The 20,295-nt window shown below is 52.8% G+C and carries 16 protein-coding genes; 15 read left to right on the top strand and 1 reads right to left on the bottom strand.

Features of this window, described 5'->3' with window-relative positions; translation table 11 throughout:
- Positions 1-177 precede the first annotated feature (177 nt).
- Positions 178-1,554 carry a glutamine synthetase family protein gene (locus tag AC07V9_RS28640; protein WP_495018983.1) on the bottom strand — a complete coding sequence of 459 codons (1,377 nt, stop codon included), beginning with the start codon at positions 1,552-1,554 and terminating at the stop codon, positions 178-180.
- 277 nt (positions 1,555-1,831) lie between these two features.
- On the opposite strand from AC07V9_RS28640, the gene AC07V9_RS28635 reads away from it, so the two are divergent.
- From AC07V9_RS28635 to AC07V9_RS28565, 15 genes are all read left to right on the top strand, one after another.
- On the top strand, positions 1,832-2,626 hold the full coding sequence (locus tag AC07V9_RS28635) for a gamma-glutamyl-gamma-aminobutyrate hydrolase family protein (protein WP_495018982.1): 795 nt from the start codon (positions 1,832-1,834) through the stop codon (positions 2,624-2,626).
- Positions 2,627-2,668: 42 nt separating this feature from the next.
- Positions 2,669-4,027, top strand: coding sequence for a glutamine synthetase family protein (locus AC07V9_RS28630; RefSeq protein WP_495018981.1), 1,359 nt, complete (start codon positions 2,669-2,671; stop codon positions 4,025-4,027).
- A 72-nt stretch (positions 4,028-4,099) separates the two neighbouring features.
- Entirely contained in the window at positions 4,100-5,464 is a 1,365-nt protein-coding gene (locus AC07V9_RS28625; RefSeq protein WP_495018980.1) for an aspartate aminotransferase family protein, read from the top strand.
- Between the two features lie 243 nt (positions 5,465-5,707).
- Positions 5,708-6,802, top strand: coding sequence for a polyamine ABC transporter substrate-binding protein (locus tag AC07V9_RS28620; RefSeq protein ID WP_495018979.1), 1,095 nt, complete (start codon positions 5,708-5,710; stop codon positions 6,800-6,802).
- A gap of 258 nt (positions 6,803-7,060) precedes the next feature.
- Positions 7,061-8,155 carry a polyamine ABC transporter substrate-binding protein gene (locus AC07V9_RS28615; RefSeq protein ID WP_495018978.1) on the top strand — a complete coding sequence of 365 codons (1,095 nt, stop codon included), beginning with the start codon at positions 7,061-7,063 and terminating at the stop codon, positions 8,153-8,155.
- Positions 8,156-8,210: 55 nt separating this feature from the next.
- The gene (gene potA / locus AC07V9_RS28610; protein WP_495018977.1) at positions 8,211-9,353 is read left to right on the top strand and encodes a polyamine ABC transporter ATP-binding protein; all 1,143 of its coding nucleotides are present in this window, start codon (positions 8,211-8,213) and stop codon (positions 9,351-9,353) included.
- Entirely contained in the window at positions 9,350-10,270 is a 921-nt protein-coding gene (locus AC07V9_RS28605) for an ABC transporter permease subunit (protein ID WP_495018976.1), read from the top strand. The genes potA and AC07V9_RS28605 overlap by 4 nt, the downstream gene beginning before the upstream one ends.
- Complete coding sequence (locus AC07V9_RS28600) at positions 10,267-11,157, top strand: ABC transporter permease subunit (RefSeq protein ID WP_495018975.1); 891 nt, start codon at positions 10,267-10,269, stop codon at positions 11,155-11,157. Before AC07V9_RS28605 ends, AC07V9_RS28600 begins: the two co-directional genes overlap by 4 nt.
- Positions 11,158-11,645: 488 nt before the next feature.
- Positions 11,646-12,854, top strand: coding sequence for an ATP-grasp domain-containing protein (locus AC07V9_RS28595; RefSeq protein WP_495018974.1), 1,209 nt, complete (start codon positions 11,646-11,648; stop codon positions 12,852-12,854).
- A 23-nt stretch (positions 12,855-12,877) separates the two neighbouring features.
- Entirely contained in the window at positions 12,878-14,413 is a 1,536-nt protein-coding gene (locus tag AC07V9_RS28590) for a phenylalanine aminomutase (D-beta-phenylalanine forming) (protein WP_495018973.1), read from the top strand.
- A gap of 117 nt (positions 14,414-14,530) precedes the next feature.
- Positions 14,531-15,802 (top strand): nucleotide sugar dehydrogenase, encoded by a 1,272-nt coding sequence (locus AC07V9_RS28585; protein WP_495018972.1) that lies wholly within the window; start codon positions 14,531-14,533, stop codon positions 15,800-15,802.
- A gap of 18 nt (positions 15,803-15,820) precedes the next feature.
- Positions 15,821-16,849, top strand: a complete 1,029-nt coding sequence (locus AC07V9_RS28580; RefSeq protein ID WP_495018971.1) for an SDR family oxidoreductase — start codon at positions 15,821-15,823, stop codon at positions 16,847-16,849.
- 47 nt (positions 16,850-16,896) lie between these two features.
- On the top strand, positions 16,897-18,054 hold the full coding sequence (locus AC07V9_RS28575; protein ID WP_495018970.1) for a Gfo/Idh/MocA family protein: 1,158 nt from the start codon (positions 16,897-16,899) through the stop codon (positions 18,052-18,054).
- Positions 18,038-18,946 (top strand): NAD(P)-dependent oxidoreductase, encoded by a 909-nt coding sequence (locus AC07V9_RS28570; protein ID WP_495018969.1) that lies wholly within the window; start codon positions 18,038-18,040, stop codon positions 18,944-18,946. The genes AC07V9_RS28575 and AC07V9_RS28570 overlap by 17 nt, the downstream gene beginning before the upstream one ends.
- Positions 18,947-18,972: 26 nt before the next feature.
- The gene (locus AC07V9_RS28565; RefSeq protein WP_495018968.1) at positions 18,973-20,217 is read left to right on the top strand and encodes a M20 family metallopeptidase; all 1,245 of its coding nucleotides are present in this window, start codon (positions 18,973-18,975) and stop codon (positions 20,215-20,217) included.
- Positions 20,218-20,295: the final 78 nt, after the last annotated feature.

The following is a 20,295-nucleotide window of genomic DNA, read 5'->3' as shown; positions in this document are numbered from 1 at the left end:
TTTGCTGAAGGAAGCGCTTGGCTATGAACCTGCGCAACAATTAACGCAGACATAGCCAATTCATTCGCGAAAAATGGCACAGGCGGCTTAGCAATCCGGACCTGAGCTCTACCGTCTAAAATAAAAAACGCCCTCAACCGCAAGGATTGGGGGCGTTCTTTTTATTTCACACAGCCGTTAAACGGTGTGCAGATACCAGTTGTACTCAAGGTCGGAGATGGAGTGCTCGAACTCCTCCAGCTCACTTTCCTTGCACGCAACGAAGATATCGATGTACTTCGGATCGATGTACCGGGCCATGACTTCGCTGTCGTCCAGCTCACGCAGAGCATCGCGCAAGTTGTTCGGCAAGCTCTGTTCATTCTGCTCGTAGGAGTTGCCTTCGACCGGCGCGCCAGGCTCGACCTTGTTGGTCAGGCCGTGGTGAATACCGGCCAGCACCGAGGCCATCAGCAGATACGGGTTGGCATCGGCACCGGCAACGCGGTGTTCGATCCGCACGGCATCCGCGGTGCCGGTAGGCACGCGAACGGCGACCGTGCGGTTGTCCAGACCCCAGCATGGCGAGTTGGGCACGTAGAACTGAGCACCGAACCGGCGATACGAGTTGACGTTCGGGCAAAGGAACGCCATCTGCGCCGGTAGGGTCTCGAGCACACCGCCGATCGCATGACGTAATGCGGCGTTCTGCTCGGGATCCTCACTGGTGAAGATGTTTTTGCCATCGCGATCCAGGATCGAGATGTGGACGTGCAGACCGTTACCCGCCTGGCCTGGATACGGCTTGGCCATGAAGGTGGTGTCCATTTCATGGTCGTAGGCGATGTTCTTGATCAGTCGCTTGAGCAGAACCGCGTAGTCGCAGGCTTTCAGCGCATCGGCGGTGTGGTGCAGGTTCACTTCGAACTGCGCCGGGGCACTTTCCTTGACGATGGCGTCGGCTGGAATGCCTTGCTCTTTCGCACCTTCGAGAATGTCCTGGAGGCAATCGACGTATTCGTCGAGGTCGTCGATCAGGTAGACCTGTGTCGAGTGCGGGCGTTTGCCGGAGATCGGCGAGCGCGGCGGCTGTGGACGACCGTTCACGTTCTCCTGGTCGATCAGGTAGAACTCAAGCTCGAACGCAGCGCAGATGGTCAGGCCCAGTTCATCGAACTTGGTCACCACCTGACGCAGCACTTCACGCGGGTCGGCGAAAAACGGCTCGCCTTCCAGCTCGTGCATGGTCATCAGAAGTTGTGCGGTAGGACGCTTCTGCCAAGGCTCGTTGCAGAGAGTGTCGGGGATTGGATAACAGATTCGGTCTGCGTCACCGATGTCCAGGCCCAGGCCGGTGCTTTCCACCGTCGAGCCGTTGATATCCAGTGCGAAAAGAGAAGCCGGGAGGTTGATGCCTTTCTCGTAAACCTTATGGAGGCTGGTGCGTTCGATGCGCTTGCCGCGCACCACTCCATTCATATCTGCAATCAGAAGGTCAACGTATAGAACCTCAGGATGTTCCTTAAGGAACGCGTTCGCTTCGTTGAGCTGAACGGCACGCGGGGGTACCGACATGATGCAACACCTTTGTTGTTGAAAATATCAATCATCGAGCATTACGGGGATCAGTCAATCCGAAAGCCCGAATGAAGTCAAGAGAGCCCTGTTTTGCCCTAAAACGGCGCCTTGAGGCTACTTTTGCCGTGTTTTAGGGCGCAAATATGACGTTGGAGGTCGTGGGAACTGCGATCTTGAGCGGGCCGTGTTTTATTTTTTACGGGGTTGTTGTGTAAAAAAATGAACAACGCTAAGCTCGGTCGCAACCCAAAACAGCAATAACACCGGGGGTCACATGTCTCGCCTTCCGCTGATCGGCGTCACCGCCTGCACTCAGCAAATCGGCTCGCATGCCTATCACATCAGTGGTGATAAATACGTCCGCGCAGTCGCCGTCGCTGCCAAGGGCCTGCCGCTGATTCTGCCGTCTCTGGCAGAGCTCATCGATCCGGCCGATATCCTCTCGGTGGTCGATGGATTGCTCTTCACCGGTTCTCCATCCAACGTCGAACCCTATCACTATAGCGGTCCAGCCAGCGCGCCGGGCACTGCTCATGATCCTGCACGCGATCACACCACCTTACCTCTTATTCGCGCCGCTGTGGCCGCCGGCGTGCCAGTGCTGGGCATTTGTCGCGGGTTTCAGGAGATGAACGTGGCCTTTGGCGGTAGCCTGCATCAGAAGGTTCACGAGACGGGAACCTTCATGGATCATCGTGAACCCGACAATGAACCGGTTGAAATTCAATATGCTCCGAGTCATCCGATGCATATTGAACCGGGCGGCATTCTGGCCGGTCTGGGATTGGCGGAAGAAATTCGTGTCAATTCAATTCATGGTCAGGGAATCGAGCGTCTTGCACCGGGTCTGCGTGTTGAAGCGACGGCGCCGGACGGGTTGATCGAAGCGATCTCCGTACCCTCGGGCGCGCCTTTTGCTTCATTTGACGTATTCGCCCTCGGTGTTCAATGGCATCCGGAGTGGCAAGTCACACGCAACCCCGACTATCTTTCCATTCTTCAGGCATTTGGCGATGCCTGTCGAAAGCGTGCGACACAACGCGACGCGCAAGCGTCAAAGAACGCCTGATCGCCATGACGGCGACCAGGAACTGAAACCCCTGAGGTATTTATGAGTACCAACCTCGACCAGCTCACCGATTGGTTGAAAGAACACAGGATTACCGAAGTCGAGTGCATGATCTCCGACCTGACTGGTATTACGCGGGGCAAGATTTCCCCCACCAACAAGTTCATTGCCGAAAAGGGCATGCGCTTGCCGGAAAGCGTACTGCTGCAGACTGTTACCGGGGATTACGTAGAAGACGACATCTATTACGAATTGTTGGACGCCGCAGACATCGACATGTTTTGCCGTCCTGACCAGAATGCGGTGTTTCTGGTGCCCTGGGCCATAGAGCCCACCGCGCAGGTGATTCACGACACCTACGACAAGCAAGGCAACCCTATCGAGCTGTCGCCGCGCAACGTACTGAAGAAGGTCCTCAAGCTCTACGCCGATCAAGGCTGGCAGCCCATCGTGGCGCCGGAGATGGAGTTCTACCTGACCAAGCGCAGCGACGACCCCGACTACCCGCTGCAGCCGCCGGTTGGCCGCTCGGGCCGTCCGGAAACCGGTCGCCAGTCGTTCTCTATTGAAGCGGCGAACGAATTCGACCCGCTGTTCGAGGACGTCTACGACTGGTGCGAGCTGCAGAATCTGGACCTGGACACGCTGATTCACGAAGACGGCACCGCGCAGATGGAAATCAACTTCCGTCATGGCGATGCGCTGCACCTGGCTGACCAGATTCTGGTGTTCAAACGCACCATGCGTGAGGCCGCGCTCAAGCACAACGTGGCGGCGACCTTCATGGCCAAGCCCATGACCGGCGAGCCCGGCAGCGCCATGCACCTGCACCAGAGCATCATCGACATCGAGACCGGCAAGAGCATCTTCTCTAACGAAGACGGCACCATGAGCCAGCTGTTCCTGCAGCACATTGGCGGCTTGCAAAAGCTGATCCCCGAGCTGTTGCCGCTGTTCGCGCCCAACGTCAACTCGTTCCGCCGCTTCCTGCCCGACACCTCGGCGCCGGTGAACGTGGAATGGGGTGAAGAAAACCGCACGGTGGGCCTGCGCGTCCCGGATGCGACCCCGCAGAACCGCCGTGTGGAAAACCGCCTGCCGGGCGCTGACGCCAACCCATATCTGGCGATCGCCGCGAGCCTGCTGTGTGGCTTCATCGGCATGGTCGAAGGCCTCAACCCGAGCGCGCCTGTGGTGGGCCGCGGTTACGAGCGCCGCAACCTGCGCCTGCCGCTGACCATCGAAGACGCGCTGGAGCGGATGGAAAACAGCAAGACGGTCGAGAAATACCTCGGCAAGACGTTTGTGACCGGCTACGTCGCCGTCAAGCGCGCCGAGCACGAAAACTTCAAGCGTGTGATCAGTTCGTGGGAGCGGGAATTCCTGCTCTTTGCCGTCTGAAGATCACGGGCGCCAGCAGGCCTTCGAAGGCCGGTGGCGCCTACACGCGATACCCAGCTATGGAGTGGTTTCATGAGTTCCAACAACCCGCAAACCCGCGAATGGCAAGCCCTCAGCAGTGATCATCACCTGGCGCCGTTCAGCGACTTCAAACAGCTTAAAGAGAAAGGCCCGCGCATCATCACCAACGCGAAGGGCGTTTACCTGTGGGACAGCGAAGGCAACAAGATCCTCGACGGCATGGCCGGGCTGTGGTGCGTTGCGATTGGTTATGGGCGCGACGAGCTGGCCGAAGCCGCCAGCAAGCAGATGCGCGAGCTGCCTTATTACAACCTGTTTTTTCAGACCGCTCACCCGCCTGCATTGCAGCTGGCCAAGGCGATCTCCGACATCGCCCCGCAAGGCATGAACCACGTGTTCTTCACCGGTTCCGGCTCCGAAGGCAACGACACCGTGCTGCGTCTGGTGCGCCACTACTGGGCGATCAAGGGCAAGCCGAGCAAGAAGGTCATCATCAGCCGCATGAACGGCTACCACGGCTCCACTGTGGCGGGCGCGAGCCTGGGCGGCATGACTTATATGCACGAGCAGGGCGACCTGCCGATTCCGGGCATCGTCCACATCCCGCAGCCGTACTGGTTCGGTGAAGGCGGCGACATGACCCCGGACGAGTTCGGCGTGTGGGCGGCCGAGCAGTTGGAAAAGAAAATCCTCGAACTGGGTGTGGATAACGTCGGCGCGTTCATTGCCGAGCCGATCCAGGGCGCGGGTGGCGTGATCGTTCCGCCAGACACCTACTGGCCGAAGATCAAGGAGATCCTGGCCAAGTACGACATCCTGTTCGTGGCCGATGAGGTGATTTGTGGCTTCGGCCGGACCGGTGAGTGGTTCGGTAGCGATTTCTACGACCTCAAGCCCGATCTGATGACCATCGCCAAGGGCCTCACCTCGGGTTACATCCCCATGGGTGGCGTCATCGTGCGCGATGAAGTGGTCAAGGTGCTCAACGAAGGGGGCGACTTCAACCACGGCTTTACCTATTCCGGTCACCCGGTGGCGGCGGCGGTCGGTCTGGAAAACATCCGCATCCTGCGCGACGAGAAGATTGTCGAGCGGGTGAAATCAGAAACGGCACCATACTTGCAAAAGCGTTTGCGTGAGCTCAACGATCATCCGCTGGTGGGTGAAGTGCGGGGCGTCGGCTTGCTCGGCGCCATTGAGCTGGTCAAAGACAAAGCCACTCGCAAGCGTTATGAAGGGCGCGGCGCGGGCATGATCTGCCGCACGTTCTGCTTCAATAACGGGCTGATCATGCGAGCGGTGGGCGACACCATGATCATCTCGCCGCCGCTGGTGATCAGCTTCGCCGAGATCGATGAGTTGGTGGAAAAGGCACGCAAATGCCTGGACCTGACCCTTGAGGCGTTGCAGAAGTAACGGCCAGTTTGTAGGAGCGCGCTTGCCCGCGATTGCAGTGTGTCAGTTACGACATCCGTCGCAGGCGTATCGCAAATCGCGGGCAAGCGCGCTCCTACAGGGTTCGGTGGGTTGTTGGCGTGCAGATGAAATCTTTGAAAGTTATGCAACATGGCAGGCCGCGCTGCTTGTAAGCCCGCCCAGGAAATTGCCAGACTAACGGTTGTTTAGTCGCCGCTAACATAAAACATTGGAGCTGTACGAATGAAGAAATTTGGCAAAACCCTCCTCGCCTTGTCCCTGATGGGCGCAGTGGCCGCTGCAAACGCCGATGACAAAGTTCTGCACGTCTATAACTGGTCCGATTACATCGCACCAAACACCATCGCCGATTTCGAAAAAGAGTCCGGCATCAAAGTGGTGTACGACGTCTTCGACAGCAACGAGACCCTGGAAGCCAAATTGCTGGCTGGCAAGTCGGGCTACGACATCGTCGTACCGTCCAACAACTTCCTGGCTAAGCAGATCAAAGCCGGTGTTTATCAGGAACTGGACAAGTCCAAGCTGCCTAACTACAAAAACCTCGATCCTGCCCTGTTGAAAGCCGTGTCGGTCAGCGACCCGGACAACAAGCACGCCTTCCCGTACATGTGGGGTTCGATCGGTATCGGCTTCAACGCCGAGAAAGTCAAGGCCGCACTGGGCGCCGACGCGCCAGTCAATTCGTGGGATCTGCTGTTCAAGCCAGAGAACGCTGCCAAGCTCAAAGGCTGTGGCATCAGCTTCCTCGATTCGCCGACCGAAATGCTGCCCGTGGCGCTGCATTACTTGGGGCTGCCAACCGACAGCCAGAAGAAAGAAGACATCGAGAAAGCGGAAGCGCTGTTCAAGAAAATTCGCCCGTCGGTCACCTACTTCCACTCGTCCAAGTACATCTCGGATTTGGCCAACGGCAACATCTGCGTAGCCGTGGGTTACTCGGGTGACGTGTACCAGGCCAAGGCCCGTGCTGAAGAAGCCGGTGGCAAGGTCAAGGTCAGCTACAACATTCCGAAAGAAGGCGCTGGCAGCTTCTACGACATGGTCGCCATTCCTAAAGACGCCGAAAACGTCGAAGGCGCCTACAAGTTCATGAACTTCATCCTGCAACCGAAGGTGATGGCTGAAATCACCAACGCCGTTCACTTCCCGAACGGTAACAAGGCTGCGACCGAGTTCGTCGACAAGGAAATCACGTCTGACCCAGGCGTTTACCCGCCAGCTGATGTTCTGGCCAAGTTGTATGCGATTGCTGACCTGCCTGCAGCGACTCAGCGTCTGATGACCCGCAGCTGGACCAACATCAAATCGGGCAAATAAGCCTGGCAGGGGGAGGGCTCACGCTCTCGCCCCATTTGTAGGAGCGCGCTTGCCCGCGATGGCGGCGTATCAGTCGGTATGTTTGTCACAGGCACACCGTCATCGCGGGCAAGCGCGCTCCTACAAGAATCTGCGTATTGAAAAGTTTTTTTGCGAGACGGGTTTATCGAGGGTAAGTTGCGCGCCGGATTTGTCACAGGCAGTCGTTGCTGTCGTCGGCCAGGGCAACACGCCCACCCACTGAAAAGGACTGCAAACGTGTCTATTTCTTTATTTTCCAAAGGCTTGTTGCTGGGAGCCGGACTGACGCTCGCCGTCGGCGCTTACGCGGAGTCTACCGTCCGCATTTATAACTGGTCCGATTACATCGGCACCACGACCCTCGCGGACTTCGAGTCCACGACCGGTATCAAGACCAAATATGACGTCTTCGATTCCAACGAAACCCTGGAAGGCAAACTGCTGGCCGGTCGCACCGGTTATGACGTGGTAGTCCCTTCCAACCACTTCCTTGGCAAGCAAATCAAGGCGGGTGCGTTCCAAAAGCTCGACAAGTCGCAACTCCCCAACTATTCCAACCTCGATCCCGAACTGATGAAACGCCTGGAAAAGAACGATCCGGGTAATCAGTACGCCGTACCTTACCTGTGGGGCACCAACGGGATTGGTTATAACGTCGACAAGATCAAGCAGGTGCTGGGCGTCGACACCATTGATTCCTGGGCCATGCTCTTCGAGCCCGAGAACATCAAGAAGCTGCAGAAGTGCGGCGTTGCGTTCCTCGATTCGGCTGACGAGATGATGCCAGCGGTGCTGAACTACATGGGCCTGAACCCCAACAGCACTGACGAAAAAGACTACAAGAAGGCCGAGGACAAGCTGCTCAAAGTGCGTCCTTACGTGACCTACTTCAACTCCTCCAAATACATCACGGACCTGGCCAACGGCGACATCTGCATCGCGGCCGGTTTCTCAGGCGACGTATTCCAGGCCAAGGCTCGCGCCGAAGAAGCGGGCAAGGGCGTGAACATCGCCTACTCGATCCCGAAAGAGGGCGGCAACCTGTGGTTCGACATGCTGGCGATTCCGGCTGACGCACCCGACGTGAAAGCCGCCCACGCCTTCATCAATTACATCCTTAAACCCGACGTGATCGCCAAGGTCAGTGACCAAGTGGGTTACGCCAACCCGACCCCGGCCTCGGGCGAACTGATGGATCAGGACATTCGCAACGACGAGTCGGTTTATCCGTCCGCAGACGTGCAGAAGCGGCTGTACGTCAACTCCGAGTTGCCACCGAAAATTCAGCGCGTGATGACGCGCAGCTGGACCAAGATCAAATCCGGTAAATAAAGACCTGGCGCCCGGCCATATCGGCCGGGCGCAAGAACAGTTGGGAGTTTCACCCATGGCAGTTGCCTCCGGCGCCTACAAAAAAGCCCTTGAGGGTGGTCAGCAACCTAAACAGGTGCTGGTCAAAATCGATCGGGTCACGAAAAAGTTCGACGAGACGGTTGCTGTGGACGATGTGTCTCTGCAGATCAACAAGGGCGAGATCTTCGCCTTGCTTGGCGGTTCCGGCTCAGGCAAGTCCACACTTTTGCGCATGCTCGCCGGTTTCGAGCGGCCGACCGAGGGGCGTATTTTCCTCGACGGCGTCGACATCACCGACATGCCGCCGTACGAACGTCCGATCAACATGATGTTCCAGTCCTACGCGCTGTTCCCGCACATGACCGTGGCGCAGAACATCGCTTTTGGCCTGCAGCAGGACAAGCTGCCCAAGGCCGAGATCGAAGCCCGTGTGGCCGAAATGCTCAAGCTGGTGCAGATGACCCAGTACGCCAAGCGCAAGCCGCATCAGCTCTCTGGCGGTCAGCGTCAGCGTGTGGCCCTGGCCCGCTCGCTGGCCAAGAAACCGAAACTGCTCTTGCTCGACGAGCCGATGGGCGCGCTGGACAAGAAGCTGCGTTCGCAGATGCAGCTGGAGTTGGTGGAAATCATCGAGCGCGTTGGCGTGACTTGCGTGATGGTGACCCACGACCAGGAAGAAGCCATGACCATGGCCCAGCGCATCGCGATCATGCACCTGGGCTGGATCGCCCAGATCGGCAGCCCGGTGGACATCTACGAAACCCCGACCAGCCGCCTGGTCTGTGAGTTTATCGGCAACGTCAACCTGTTCGACGGTGAAGTCATCGAAGACATGGAAGGCCACGCGCTGATCCGCAGCCCGGAGCTGGAGCGCAACATCTATGTCGGCCACGGGATCAGCACCTCGGTGGAAGACAAGCGCATCACCTACGCCATTCGCCCGGAAAAACTGCTGATCACCACCGAGCAGCCGACTTACGAATACAACTGGTCTCGCGGCAAGGTCCACGACATCGCATACCTGGGCGGCCATTCGGTGTTCTACGTGCAGTTGGCGTGCGGCAAGCTGGTTCAGTCCTTCGTCGCCAACGCCGAACGCCGTGGCGCGCGGCCCACCTGGGATGACGAAGTGTTCGTCTGGTGGGAAGACGACAGCGGCGTGGTACTGCGCTCATGAAAATTCGAAAAATCAAACGCGCACTCAATCGAGTCGTCCCCAATGGCCGCCAGGCAGTCATCGGGGTGCCGTTCCTGTGGCTGTTCCTGTTCTTCGCGCTGCCGTTTCTGATCGTCATCAAGATCAGTTTTGCTGAAGCCGACGTTGCCATTCCGCCGTACACCGAGATCTTTTCCTACGCCGAGCAAAAGCTCGACATCGTCCTCAACTTCGCCAACTACGCGTTGTTGACTGGGGACGACCTGTACATCTCGGCGTACCTGGGCTCGTTGAAAATGGCCTTCTTCAGCACCTTGCTGTGCCTGTTGATCGGCTATCCGATGGCCTACGGCATCTCCATCGCGCGTAAAGAAATGCAGACCGTGCTGTTGCTGCTGATCATGATGCCGACCTGGACCGCGATCCTGATCCGGGTTTACGCCTGGATGGGCATCCTCAGCAACAACGGTCTGCTCAACGCCTTCCTGATGTGGCTGGGCGTGATCAGCGAGCCGTTGCAGATCCTCAATACCAACCTCGCGGTCTACATCGGTGTGGTCTATTCGTACCTGCCGTTCATGATCCTGCCGCTGTACGCGAACCTCGTGAAGCATGATCAGAGCCTGCTGGAAGCCGCCTCGGACCTGGGTTCGAGCACCTTCAACAGCTTCTGGAAAATCACCGTGCCGCTGTCCAAGAACGGCATCATCGCTGGCTGCATGCTGGTGTTCATTCCCGTGGTGGGCGAGTTCGTCATTCCTGAACTGCTGGGTGGCCCCGAGACGCTGATGATCGGTAAGGTCCTGTGGCAAGAGTTCTTCAACAATCGCGACTGGCCGGTGGCGTCTTCGCTGGCGGTGGTGATGTTGTTGATCCTCATCGTGCCGATCATTCTGTTCAACCGTAGCCAGGCCAAAGAACTGGAGGGCAAAGTATGAGAGGCTTCCGATTCTCGAACCTGATGTTGGTCTTGGGCTTGCTGTTCATCTACGCGCCCATGGTCATCCTGGTGATCTACTCGTTCAACGCCTCCAAGCTGGTAACAGTCTGGGGCGGCTGGTCGGTGAAGTGGTATGTCGGCCTGCTGGACAACACGCAACTGATGGCCGCTGTGGCACGCTCGCTGGAAATCGCCTGCTACACCTCGGTGGCGGCGGTGGCCCTGGGCACCATGGCCGCCTTCGTGCTCACCCGCATCACGCGCTTCAAGGGCAAGACCTTCTTCGGCGGCCTGGTCACCGCGCCGCTGGTCATGCCCGAGGTGATCACCGGTCTGTCGCTGTTGCTGCTGTTCGTGGCCATGGCGCAATTGATCGGCTGGCCACAGGAGCGTGGCATCGTCACCATCTGGATCGCCCATACCACGTTCTGTGCAGCGTACGTGGCGGTGGTGGTGTCGGCGCGACTGCGTGAGCTGGACATGTCCATCGAAGAGGCAGCCATGGACCTCGGCGCGCGTCCGTGGAAGGTGTTCTTCCTGATCACCATCCCAATGATCGCGCCCTCGCTGGCAGCGGGCGGCATGATGTCCTTCGCGCTGTCGCTGGACGACCTGGTGCTGGCAAGCTTCGTGTCCGGCCCCGGCTCGACGACCCTGCCAATGGAAGTGTTCTCGGCCGTGCGTCTGGGCGTGAAGCCTGAGATCAACGCCATTGCCAGCCTGATTCTGCTGGCGGTGTCGATCGCGACCTTCCTGGTGTGGTTCTTCAGCCGCCGCGCCGAGAACAACCGCAAAAAGGCCATTCAACAGGCCATTGAAGAAGCGGCAGCAGATGGCTGGAAACAGCCGGACGTGCGTCGTGCCAAGGTGGTTGAATCGGTTTGATCAAAGGGTTCAGTGTCTGCCGCACATCCACGGCACGACACAGAACCCCTGTAGGAGCTACCGGAGGTTACGACGGTGGCGAAAGCGGTGTGTCAGTTGATGTAATTGGCGCTGACAGACCGCATTCGCCACCGTCGTAACCTCCGGAAGCTCCCACAATAATCGTGTACAACTCGGCATCACCCGCCGGGCACCAACCTCAACTCCTCGCTGCTATTCCCCGCCACATCCCCCTCACTGAACCGCTCCGGCCTGTACCTCCCGGTGATGTAGTCCTGTGCCTGATCGAGCGCCCCGCAAATAAGGGGAAGAAAAGCTCATCCCCTACTGATTCGTGCACCATTTCCTACACGTCGTTCGGAAGTTTCGTATCTGTTTAGTGGCATCAGGTTGCGCCAAATCGATAAGCGGAAAGTGAAACTGATTACTTGTTGCAGAATTTAGCAGCATGATTTTCGATTTCAGAATGCACGGAAGCGACTAACGATATGAAGACGCTATTGATATGCGGAAACGGATTGAGCGGTGAAGCAATCAGCTTTATCAAGGAGTGGGGTTATAAAGTCGCGCTGATATCGGAGTTTCCGTATGATCGGGGAGTAGATTGTGCGGACTATTTTATACAGGCAAATTCAAAGGAACCAGCCGAGGCCTTGCTTGCAGCAGAAATCCTAACCAAGAACGACGTTCATTTTGATGGAATAGTCAGTCTGTGCTGGGACAGTGCGATATCGGTTGCCACAATAGCTGAGGTTTTCGGTTTGATCAGCGTTTCAGTGGAGTCGGCAGTTAGGTCAACTCTGAAGGACTTAAGATCAAGCGTCTTATTGGAAAACAACATATCAGCGCCAAAGTACTCAATTGTCGAGTCATTCGATTCCCTTTTGGCAGTGATAGGGGAGTACGGTTATCCCGTGATCTTAAAGCCATCGGATCAATCTTCGTCGAAAGGCGTAATCAAGGTTAAAACCGCCTCGGATCTATTCAGGTCTTATGAAGTTTGTCGAGCTAGTTCGGACACTGGAAAAGTAATAGTTAACGAGTACTTGGTGGGTACTGAGCATAGTACTGAAGGACTGATGATCGACGGAAAGCTGCACCTGACCGCGATATCAGACAGGGTATTTGAGTATGAAAAATATGAGCCTTTTTTTATCGAGATAGGCGATATTATGCCAACCGTCCTGAGTGCTGCTCAACAGCAAAGTATATATGAGCTTACTCAAAAAGCCGCAATGGCCTTGGGTATACGCGATGGTGTGGTTAAAGGTGACCTAATTATTTGTGAGGGACGAGGTGGCGCAGTACTTGAGCTTACGCCTCGGCTCGGAGGGCCTCGATTTGGCACCGAGATGGTCCCACTTAGTAACGGGACAAATATTCTCAAAGCGACAATACAGCAAGCAATGGGCGAATCAGTAGATTTGGAGTTGCTGAAACCAAAACACGTCGCCGGAATGGTCAATAGATCCATATTTCCTTCACCAGGTAAGCTGGTCGAAGATGTTGATTTGGGAGCGTTGGAAAAACAGCCTGGATTTTATGATTTCAAATGGTGGAAAGAGCCATTGTCAGTAGGAGATGTTGTAGAGGAGTACACATATGGTTGCGGAAATGTGGCGTATTTTATAGCCGTAGGTGAGGACAGAGAATCCGCAATTAGAAATCAGACAACATTGAGTCGAAAATCACAATAAAAACATCAGTGGAGTGTCAATAGATGTATACCTTTGAGTTGGGGAAAGATCTTTCGCCTGGTGAATTGGCCGCTTTGGCGCAACAGCACGAAAAAGTACATTTGAGTCTCGCCGTTCAGCAACGTGTCAAGGACTCGAGGGAAATGCTGGAAAAATACGTTGCGGATGGGCGTATTATTTATGGTGTAAATACCAGTATGGGCGGATTCGTGAATTGGTTAGTGCCTGCAGAAAACGCGAAGCAACTACAGAATAATTTAATTAATGCAGTTGCTACAAATGTCGGATCATTTTTAGGAGACGTGCATACTAGAGCGGTGATGCTTGCGAGGATCACATCGTTATCTCGCGGAAATTCGGCGATATCGCTACAAAATCTCAAGGTGCTGTTAGAGGTATATAACAAGGGCGTGCTGCCATGTATCCCAGAAAAAGGCTCATTGGGTACAAGCGGAGATCTGGGCCCACTGGCTTGCATTGCGTTAGTTTGTACAGGGCAATGGAAGGCAAAGTATGAAGGTGCGATCATGACTGGTGAGGAGGCACTGCGAAAGGCAGATATCACACCGGCGGAGTTGAGCTATAAGGAAGGTCTTGCTCTGATCAACGGCACCTCCGCAATGACCGGAATTGCGTGTTGCCTGGTGGATAGGGTGAGAAAAACGCTCGACGACTATCTACTGATTAGTGCATTAAGTTTTGAGGGCTTGGCTGCGATAACTAAGCCTTTTCATCCTGACGTACACAAACATAAACCTCATACCGGCCAAGCAATAGTTGCACAGAAGATACATGGCTATGTGACGGAGTCGTCTTTGATTCAGTGTGAATCAGATATGGAAAAGGCCCTGCAGCTTGAGCAAGATGGATCTATAAAGTCTTCGAATAAGCAAATTGAGGACGCTTACTCAATACGGTGCACCCCACAAATTCTTGGTCCTGTCCATGACTGTATAGAATACGTGATGAACGTTGTCCATAATGAATTGAATTCTTCCAACGATAACCCCCTCATTGTGCCCGAGTCTGGTGGCATCTATCACAATGGTCATTTTCACGGGCAGTATATAGCCATGGCTATGGACTTTCTGTCAATTGCAGTAACGACTTTATGCAACCTTGCGAATAGACGGATTGATAGATTTCTGGATAAAAGTAACAGCAATGGGCTACCACCGTTTCTCTGCAGCGAAAATCCTGGGTTGCGCCTTGGTTTAATGGGCGGGCAATTCATGTCTGCATCTGTTACTGCAGAGAACAGATCCCTTTGCGCCCCTCTTTCTATTCAGTCATTGTCATCGACAGCGGACTTTCAAGACATTGTTTCGTTTGGATTGATTGCTGCAAGACGAGCGGATGAGATTTTTAAGAACACGAAATATGTGATTGCATTCGAACTGATATGCGCAGCCCAAGCAGTAGATATTAGAGGGTCATTAGGGCTCTCCCCCGAAACGAAGGCGCTGTACTGTCGCCTTCGAGAAGTAGTCCCTTTCTTTTCTCAGGATGAGGTTCTGACCGACTATCTGGAAAATGTCGTCGCCAACGTTCTTGGTTAATGTGAATGGTCAAATCCTGTAGCGGGCTGTTATTTATACCGCGTCAGCTTCTGAATCAATTTATTCAAGGTTTGCATAGCGCATTCTTGGATTAGCGGGTAGGGATTGAAGAGACTCATGGGAAGTATTAATCCGAATATAGCAGTCGTGGGGTTGGGATATGTGGGGTTGCCTTTAGCCGCCGAATTCGCCCGTCTGTATAACACTCTAGGTTTCGACCTGAACGGTGAGAGAGTAAGGCAGTTATGTCACGGGAATGACGTGACGGGAGAGGTGGAAAAAGAAGTTTTGGTAAATCTACCAAAATTGAAGTTCACAAACGATGTTGATGCCCTGAGGGCGTGCAATGTTTTTATTGTTGCTGTCCCTACTCCTGCTAACCAGAGACGGCCAGATTTAAGTCCGCTGCTGAGTGTAAGTGAGATGCTTGGAAACGTTTTAAAGGCCGGGGACTACGTGATTTTCGAATCTACAGTATATCCAGGTGTTACTGAGGATGAATGTGTACCTATTCTTGAAGAAGTATCGGGATTGAAACACAGAGCCGATTTTTTTGTAGGGTATAGCCCGGAGCGCATTAATCCTGGTGATAAGGAGCGAAAGCTAACTACTATCAAAAAAATTGTGGCTGGTTCAACAGTAGAGTCCGGCGATTTCATCGAAAGGCTGTATGGGAGCATAATTTCGGCGGGGGTTCACAGGACGACTAGTATTAAGGTGGCAGAGGCGGCAAAAGTTGTTGAAAACGTACAGCGCGATGTAAATATAGGTTTGATTAACGAACTTTCAATGATATTTGCTCGGTTGGGGATTGATACTGAAGAAGTGTTACAAGCTGCCGAAACTAAGTGGAATTTTTTACGGTTTCGACCTGGTTTGGTGGGGGGGCATTGTATCGGTGTGGATTCTTACTACCTCGCGCATAAGGCAAAGGAGGTAGGACATTATCCTAAACTAATTTCATCAAGCCGTGGGGTCAATGAGGATATGGCTCAGCACGTAACTGAACAGCTTGTCAGAGCGATGCTAAGGAAATGCACTCAGATCAATGGTGCGAAGGTATTAATTATGGGGCTGGCTTTTAAAGAGAATTGCTCTGACTTACGTAATACTAAGGTTGTCGATATCGTTTCTTACCTGGATGGATATGGTGTCTTGTGTGACGTATACGACCCCTACGTAGACAAACGCCAAGCAGAAACGCTTTACGGTATCAAGCCTATCTTGTATCCAGAAACAGGGCTCTACGACGCGATAGTCATAGCGGTAGCGCATGACGACTTTCGAGAGATAGGTGTGGCTGCCATTAGATCTTGGGGGAAGACAACTTCGACGGTTTACGATCTCAAATACCTTCTCGACAAGAATGATAGTGATCTTAGGCTCTAATTTTAGGAGGGGCAAGGCGTGTCGGCTAAATATGAAATGTTAAAGCATCAGCTGGTGAGTGAGCAACGAACGTGGCTTGTTACCGGCGTCGCCGGTTTTATAGGCTCTCATCTTCTGCAGAAACTGTTAGAGCTAAATCAAAAAGTGACGGGGTTAGATAATTTTAGCACCGGATCGTCTTATAATTTAGACGATGTAAAAAACTCTGTAACTAAGGAGCAGTGGGCAAGATTTTCTCTGATTGATGGGGACATCAGAAGTGGCAAAGATTGCAGAAAAGCCCTTTCCGGCGTTGATCATGTTCTTCATCAAGCAGCTCTAGGCTCTATTCCTCGGTCTTATGATGATCCGTTATTGTCAAACGATGTGAATGTCAGCGGATTCTTGAACATGCTGATAATGTCCCGCGAGTACGACGCAAAGTCATTTGTTTACGCATCGTCGAGCGCTGTCTACGGAAACCATACAGGCCTACCTCGGCGAGAGGGAGTAGAAGGACGACCAATGTCGCCATATGCCATTACTAAGATGGTTAATGAGTCCTATGCGGAAGTTTTCTCTAAAACATCGGACCTCGCGATTGTCGGATTAAGATATTTTAATGTGTTTGGCCCTAGGCAAAACCCTCATGGTGGTTACGCTGCTGTTATTCCCAACTGGATCCGGTGCCTGCTTAACGACGAGCAAGTCATCATCAATGGTGATGGTCAAACAAGCCGGGATTTTTCATTTGTAGATAATGTGGTACAGGCCAATTTACTGGCGGCGTTTGGCGCTCATGTCGGTACTAGCCGCATTTATAACGTTGGCTGTGGTACGCAGTTAAATTTGCTGAAGCTATTCCAGATGATCGCCGCGCAATTGAATAAAAGTAAGTCGATGCGTGGTAGCTGTCCTATTCACGGCGACTTTCGTCCTGGTGATGTACAGCACTCCCTCGCTGACATTACGGCTGCCATGAGTGACCTAGGATTTAAACCGTCAACTTGCGTCGAAGAAGGGTTGCGAGAAACGATCGATTGGTACATGGCATTTAACTACGCCTGATATGCTATGCCCAGGTTGATATTGTTTTTACCAAGGAGTGGTATGTGATGCGGTGTGTTGTTATCGGTGCTGGCAGTTCAGGATCCAGATTTCTTCAAGCCGTCAGCTTGGTGGCTTCTGCAAGTGTCCAAGTTGTTGGGATTGCGGAACGCGACTGTGCAAAAATAGAGGCCCTACGTGATTGCGGTGTTCGTCTCGAGTACGACTATCGAACACTCTTGCTTGAGGTTAGCTGCGATTTAATCGTCATTGCTACTAATGATAGTATGCATTTCGAAATACTAGAGTTTATTCACTCTAAAAAAATCCCTTTTCAGAAAGTTCTATGTGAAAAGCCACTTGTTACCGCTCCTGGTCATTGCGACTTTGTAAGGTTGAGTTATCTTGATCGGCAACTGGCTGTAAGTTTCGTAGAGCGCTATAGTCTTGCCGTGCAGCAGCTGACGGAGTTTCTAAGCTTTCAAGAGCGGAAGGTGGCAAGGGTTTCATTCGAATGGTCCAAAAATCGAGTAAAGGATGTTAGGCCAACTGTAGGCGCTGTGTCAGAGATTACACATCCTCTGGACTTGGCATGTTACATTGGAGGAGTCTCGTGTCACGATAAATTTAATGTTCGATCATCTTTCTTTGCTGAAAGTGACTTTGTTCGTGGCGAAGTCACTCGGCCAGATACTATTCAGGCTTGCATTGGATTTGAGAGCGGGATGCTGGTGACCGGGGTAAGTAGTTATTTGCGGAGCAAGCGTTCACGATGCATGGAGTTTCTGCTGGTAGATGAGCACGGTGTGGCTCGTGAACTTGCGGTGCTTAAGCTTGATGATCCTTGCTGGGATAACGACTCTCTTGAGATTTTTGAAATAATGCCGTGTCAAGAGCAAGGCGAGTCTTTGCTGATGTTTAATAGTCCTGTCAATCCGGATCCCCAAAGGCAATATATTGAGAAGATTTGCAAGTTTCTAGAAGACGTGATTCATGATGTTGAAGTCGGTGGCTCACCAAGATTGGTAGGAACCGGTCATGCTCTTTATATTCAGTCTATTGTTGCTTGCTTAGAAGCTAACCACTCTAAGCAGACCAAACCTTTTGGCCGCTTTTTAGAGCCGTCAAGCTATAACTCTGAGTGGGCTAATACTCGCTTGCTTCGCACAGGAAACTTGCTGAGAGGTTTTCAGAATTCAGGAGGGTATGATGACCGGTGTGATTGATCTAGAAAAAGTGCCTAAAGACTATTTGATTGGCCGAAATGTGGGGCTAATTGGCGTCGGAAAGATGGGCTTGGGCATTGGGGTGAGTTTGATTCGGAACGGAGCCCAGGTCATTTGCTGCGGCAATCGCTCACGTGCGGGTATTGAAGAGCTACAGTCATTGGGCGCCACTGAAGTTTCTACGCCCAAAGGGGTTGCCGAGCGGTGTGACATCCTAGTTTTATCACTGCCGGACTCCAAAGCGGTAGATTCTGTGTGTTTTGGGAATGACGGTATATCTGCCGCGAATCACGAACAGCTGCTGGTTATAGACACAACGACGGGGAATCCTGCTCAGACGCTAAACCTCGCTACTTCACTAAACTCCTGCGGGATAGATTATGTCGATGCGCCAGTTACCCGCAGCCCACAGGAGGCAAGGCAAGGGAAGCTAAATGCAGTGTTAGGTGCGCCAGAAAGACTGCTTGATATGAGCTGTTCTGTACTCAAGGCATTCTGTAATTTCATTATTCACGTGGGCGAGGTGAGTCAGGCGCAGAAAGTCAAACTTGTCAATAATACACTCTCGATGGGTGTCGTGGCTATCACAGCCGATACCATATCTCTTTCGCAAGAAATTGGTGTCGATGTACGCCATATTGCGCAACTGATCGCTCAAGGGGGAGTTAATAACGCTTTATCGCAAGCGCTTCTTAAATGGGTCTGCGAAGGTGGACCGGAACCTCTTAAATTTTCAATTAATAATGCTTTGAAAGACTTGACTTACAGCTTGAATTTGGTGCCCTCGACAGGTGAATCCCTGAAGATGATCACAGCGGCACATCAGGTCTATAAAGATAAAGCTAAGGCTGGATTTGGTGAAAATAATTTGCCAGCGTTGGTTTGTAAATAATTACTTTGAGTCTTTGAGGGGTAATAATGAGCGATGATGCAAAGTTTAATTCCTGGTTTTCTTCTTATTTCGAAAAAATGAAATTGGAGATGTTTGAGTACGTTTCCATTGATACTAGCTTAGGCAAGGAAGGTTGCGCGAGCAGTTTTTTGACTAAGCTATTGGCTGACTATGGTTTTATATCCCGCTATGAGGCTTTCTCTCCTGGACTGGCCTGCCACTCTGCTTATACCGCCAGCGATCACACTAATAGTGGAGTGAATGTACGGGCACTCTGGGCGGCGTCTCTGGACTCTACGCGTGCAATAATATTCAATTCCCATGTAGATGTTGTCCCGGCAGATGGGTGTGATGGTCTCTTCGAGCCTTCTTGCGATGGCGAATATATTTATGGGAGAGGTGCTTGTGACACGAAGGGAAATCTTTTTCTCCTGCTAGGTGCTTTGGAGTACATAAAGGATCAAGGACTAAGTACAAAATATAAGATTTTGCTGGACCTTGTTTCCGCAGAGGAGGTCGGTGGCAACGGAACATTATCAACCATCCTGAATGGGGTGGTTGCGGATTTCGCTATTGTTTTTGAGCCCACAGACCTGATGGTTCATCGCGGTCATCGGGGCTGTTTGACCTGCGAGCTGAAGATTAAGGGAAAAGGAGTTCATATGGGGGGCGATGAGGAGGGGGCATCGGCCATCAAAGCAGCTATCCAAGCTATTCATGAAATTGAGAATATCGAGAGCGACATGCTCAATGACGCTAGGCGGAATACCGCATTTTCTGTGTGGAAGCGCCCACTCCAGATTAATGTCGGTAGCATTGAAGGCGGTGAGTGGCCTGGATCAGTTCCTGAGAATTGCACGCTTCGTTTTAATGTCGGGTTTCTTCCCGATGCATCCATTAGTGATATTGAACACCTTGTCAGTAATAGGTTGGGCCGCGTATTGGAAAGTCATCCGGATATCAGTTTTTCCCTAGATTTCGCTAAGGGTTTGCGTAATAAAGCCTACTTAATATCGGAGGATAATGATTTCGTATCGTCGCTGAATAGTTCTGTATCATTAGCTATGAACAGGCCTGTGGCACCGCCCGTCTATGCATGGCGCGTTAGTTGTGATGCCCGGCATTATGCCCATGAGGCTGAGATTGATACAGTTGTATTTGGTGCAGGTTCTCTGAAAGATGCTCACTCGGCAACCGAAAAAATATCAATTTCACAAGTTAAAACAGGTATCCAGTCATTGGTGCATTTTCTTACCGGGTCAACGAGTTGACGTGGGATGTTTGTGCTGATGTCGAGTTTTTATTCTTGTGGTTTAAATGTGGTTTAATAATTCCGACTACGCGCTTGT

The sequence above is a fragment of the Pseudomonas sp. GW821-FHT02A11 genome (assembly GCF_059421985.1).
The sequence above is the reverse complement of the archived record's forward strand: the minus strand, read 5'-3'. Positions and strand labels throughout refer to the sequence as shown.